This is a genomic window from Mycobacterium sp. 852002-40037_SCH5390672 (assembly GCF_001665875.1).
Lineage (GTDB): Bacteria > Actinomycetota > Actinomycetes > Mycobacteriales > Mycobacteriaceae > Mycobacterium.
The window spans coordinates 1-4,451 of sequence record NZ_LZTA01000127.1; the positions used below are offsets into that span (position 1 = coordinate 1).

Annotated in this window: 4 protein-coding genes; 1 reads left to right on the plus strand and 3 read right to left on the minus strand. The window is 65.9% G+C overall.

Annotated features, from left to right (window positions below):
• Positions 1-1,024: aminotransferase class I/II-fold pyridoxal phosphate-dependent enzyme (locus tag A5782_RS22815; protein WP_067104361.1), on the plus strand; the 1,024-nt coding region annotated here is incomplete at its 5' end.
• A 139-nt stretch (positions 1,025-1,163) separates the two neighbouring features.
• On the opposite strand, the gene era is transcribed toward A5782_RS22815, so the two are convergent.
• The 3 genes from era to A5782_RS22830 form a co-directional block, all read right to left on the minus strand.
• A complete protein-coding gene (era, locus tag A5782_RS22820) occupies positions 1,164-2,063 on the minus strand; it encodes a GTPase Era (protein ID WP_067104362.1) in 900 nt (299 codons plus the stop codon).
• The gene (locus A5782_RS22825) at positions 2,056-3,366 is read right to left on the minus strand and encodes a hemolysin family protein (RefSeq protein WP_067104363.1); all 1,311 of its coding nucleotides are present in this window, start codon (positions 3,364-3,366) and stop codon (positions 2,056-2,058) included. The genes era and A5782_RS22825 overlap by 8 nt, the downstream gene beginning before the upstream one ends.
• Positions 3,367-3,455: 89 nt before the next feature.
• Positions 3,456-4,451, minus strand: a 996-nt coding sequence (locus tag A5782_RS22830) for a hypothetical protein (protein WP_067104364.1), incomplete at its 5' end; no start/stop codon positions are given.

The window sequence follows — 4,451 nt, forward strand, 5'->3', positions numbered from 1 at the left end:
GCCGTCGCCGCAGCAAGTTGACCAAGCCTGGGACAAGCACCCCGATGCCGCCGGGGCGCTGGTCGTCAGTCCCAGCCCATATGGCACCTGTGCGGACATTGCCGGCATCGCCGACGTGTGCCATCGACGCGGAAAGCCGCTGATCATCGACGAGGCATGGGGGGCGCACCTGCCGTTCCATGAGGACCTGCCGACCTGGGCGATGGATGCGGGCGCGGACGTCTGTGTTGTCAGCGTGCACAAGATGGGCGCCGGTTTCGAACAGGGCTCGGTGTTCCATGTGCAGGGCGACCTGATCGATCAGGACCGCCTTTCTGGCTGCGCGGATCTGCTGATGACCACCAGTCCCAGCGTCCTGCTGTATGCGGGCATGGACGGTTGGCGCCGGCAGATGGTGGAGCACGGTCACGAATTGCTCGGCTCCGCACTGGATTTGGCACGTCAGGTGCGCGAGGAGATCGAACTGATTCCCGACGTGCAGGTGCTCGACGACGAACTGCTCGGCGCGCAGGCCTCTCATGACCTGGACCGGATGCAAGTGCTGATCGATGTGTCGGCCACGGGCACATCGGGTTACCAGGCCGCCGACTGGCTACGCGCGCATGCGCACATCGATACGGGCATGAGCGATCACCGTCGCATTCTTGCCACCTTGTCCATGGCCGACGACAAGGAGACCTTGGGGCGTCTCACCGATGCGCTGCGGGCATGGCGAAGCTCGACCGACGACTTCGAGCGGCCCCCGCGCATCGCGCTTCCTTCTCCGGCGGACCTGCAATTGGAGACCGTCGAGCTGCCACGCGACGCGTTTTTCGGGCGGGTCGAGACGGTATCCCCCCAGGATGCCGCCGGCCGGATCGCCGCCGAACAGATCACGCCCTATCCCCCGGGCATTCCCGCCGTCGTTCCCGGCGAGCGTCTCAATGATGCTGTGCTGGATTACCTTTGCTCGGGCGTCAAGGCCGGCATGAATCTCCCCGACGCCGCGGATCCGTCGTTGCAGTCCATCCGGGTACTCGCCTGAGCACGCTGACTGGCCGCCGGTGACCGCGATGCGGGCGTGGGTTGTTTTTGGAGTGCGCTAGCACCGGCGCTAGCACACCAGGAACTCACCTATTGGTCGCCAGCGCGGGCGGGCGTGCGCGGTCCGGCGGATGTGACCGCTAAAAGCCCAGCCGGCCAAGCTGTTTGGGGTCGCTCTGCCAGTTTTTGGCGACCTTGACGCGCAGCTCCAGGTAAACCTTTGTGCCCAGCAGCTTTTCGATCTGGGCGCGCGCGGCGGTGCCTACCTCCCGCAGCCGGGCGCCACCCTTGCCGATGACGATCCCCTTCTGGCTGTCGCGTTCGACGTAGAGCAGGGCGTGCACATCGATCAGATCGTCGCGATCCTGGCGCGGGTTGACTTCGTCGATGACCACCGCCAACGAATGCGGCAGCTCGTCGCGGACACCCTCGAGGGCGGCCTCCCGGATGAGCTCGGCCATCAGGACCTCTTCGGGTTCGTCGGTCAGCTCACCGTCGGGGTAGTACGCCGGGCCGGGCGGCAGCGCCCCGGCCAGCACGTCGATCAAGATGTCGACCTGCTCCCCGGTCACCGCCGACACCGGGACGATTTCGCCCGAGTCGCCGATCAGCTCGCTGACCGCCACCAACTGCGCGGCTACCCGATCTCTGGGCGTCTTGTCGATCTTGGTGACGATGGCGACCAGGGTCGTCTTCGGCGCGGTCGCGCGAATCTGCTCGACGATCCACCGGTCTCCCGGACCGACCGCTTCATCGGCCGGGATGCACAACCCGATCACGTCGACTTCGGAATAGGTATCGCGCACAAGGTCGTTGAGCCGCTTACCCAGCAGGGTGCGCGGCCTGTGCAGGCCCGGCGTGTCGACCAGGATGATCTGGAAGTCTTCCCGGTGCACGATGCCGCGGATGGTGTGCCGGGTGGTCTGTGGCCGCATCGAGGTGATCGCGACCTTGCTCCCGACCAGCGCGTTCGTCAGCGTTGATTTGCCGGTGTTCGGGCGCCCGACCAAACATACGAAACCGGAACGGAATTCAGTCATGTTGCTCGGATTCCTCGCCATCGGATGAACGGTCGGAGTCGACCGGGCTGAGCAGGACGGTGCCGATCCGTACCCGGCCCCGGTGATCGGTGCCGCCTTCGGCCTGCAGCCGCAGACCGTGTGAGACCACCTCGGCGCCCGGCAGCGGTACCCGGCCCAGTTCCAGGGCGAGCAGGCCGCCCACGGTGTCGACGTCGAGATCGTCGTCGAACTCCACGCCGTACAGCTCGCCCAGGTCTTCGATGGGCAGCCGCGCCGAAACGCGGAAATGCTTGTCGCCCAGGTCTTCGATCGGTGCCGTCTCCGCCTGGTCGTACTCGTCGGCGATCTCGCCGACAATTTCTTCCAGCACGTCTTCGATGCTGACCAGGCCCGCGATCGCGCCGTACTCGTCGACGAGAAGGGCCATGTGGTTGCGGTCGCGCTGCATTTCCCGCAGCAGCGAGTCCAACGGCTTGGAGTCCGGCACGAACACCGCCGGCCGCATCACCTTGGACACCGGAGGGGTTCGGCCACCGTCACCGGACAAAACAGTCTGCTGGACAAGGTCTTTCAAGTACACGACGCCGACGATGTCGTCGACGTTTTCGCCGATCACCGGGATGCGGGAATGCCCGCTGCGTACCGCCAGGTTGATGGCCTGGCTGGCGAACTTGTCGCTTTCGATCCAGATCATCTCGGTGCGCGGCACCATCACCTCGCGGGCCGGGGTGTCACCGAGTTCGAAGACCGACTGGATCATCCGGCGCTCTTCGGCGGCGACCACGCCGCGCTGCTGAGCCAGGTCGACAACTTCGCGCAACTCGATCTCGGAGGCGAACGGCCCGTTCCGCAGCCCTCGGCCGGGCGTCACCGCATTACCCAGCACCACCAGCAATCGGCTGATCGGCATCAACAGCCACGAGATCACTTGCAGCGGAAGAACTGTCGTCAACGCAATGGAGTAGGCGTTCTGACGGCCGAGGGTACGTGGCCCCACCCCCATGACGACGAAGCTGGTTACCACCATGATGGCCGCGGCGCCGAACAATCCCCACCTCAGCCCGAAGTTGTCATAGAGGAACACCACCAGCAGCACGGTTGCCGTGATCTCGCAGGTGATCCGCAGCAGCACCACGAGGTTGATGTAGCGGGGCCGTTCCGACATGACCTTGGACAACGCCACCGCACCGGGCCGCTCGTCGCGCACCAACTCCTGAACCCGGGCCAGCGACACCGTGCTGATGGCGGCATCGATCGCGGCGAACAATCCGCCCAGGGCGATCAGCGCGACCGCACCGAGCAGCTCAGACCAGCCGGTCAATTGTCGACATACCTTGACTTGGTCACTGACTCCCCTATGGCTTTGACCTGCAGCTTAGCGGCTACCACGGAACCGAGATGCGGGGGCCGCTAGGAGTCAGCGTTCTGCTCCGCGGTCCGGCTCCGGCGAGCGAGCAGCCAGGCGACCAGCCCCACGACCACCGCAAACCCCCCGAACCGCAGCGCCAAGGTCCACCCGGATTGGTTGGGTTGACCGGGCTCCTGGTGATGGACGGCCAGTAGCACCAAGAAGCTTCCATCGTCGGTTGGCCCGGCACCCGGCGTCGGCTGGGTCTTGATCACCATGAGCTGGGCGGGGGCGCTGGTGGAGTTGTCGATCTGTCCCCAGGCCAGGGTGGAGTCGTCGAGCAGGAAGGTGTCCTGGCCGCCTGCGGGTTGGCTGCCGTCGTGACCCACCACCGCCACGTGGCCCACTTCCACGGTCTCGCCTTTGGCGGGGACGAACAGCGTGACGTTCTCGTACAGCTTCGGGGGTGCCGGGGGCTTGTAATCGGGCGGCGGCGGCCCGTTGTACCCGTTCAACGGTATTGAACCCCCGCCGTAGAAGCTGCCCGCCGCCACATAGCTGTCGCCCACCGCGGTGAAGGGGACGACGCCGACGCTCGTGGCATCGAGCACCATCCGGGCCCCGCGCGGCAGGTATGCCTCCTGGTAGGCGCCGTTGTAGAAGTAGCGGAACGTCACCGGCTGATTGAGCGGGTTGTAGATGGTCGGACGGCGATAGATGTCGTCGTAGTCGATGTAATCCCAGTGGCGCGGCCTGACGAACTTCTGATCGTCGACCTTGAGGATGTCGACGTTCTCCCGGTGGGAATTCACGACCTTCTGCACCTGTTGGTTGAAGTCGATTTGGGTCGGTGGCTTCGGTGGATTGGCGGGGTCGACGCGGGTCACTGGCGCGGCCTTGGCCGCCGCGATCGCCAGCGACGGCGCGTCCAGCCCTCGCGGCGGCGCCACCACCGGGGCGTTGCGTGGCGCGTCGGGCCCCGGCGGATTGATCTCCAGCACCGGGACGTTCTGACCCGAATTGGGCGGCGGGAGGACCAGTGGGTTCTGCACCGACGG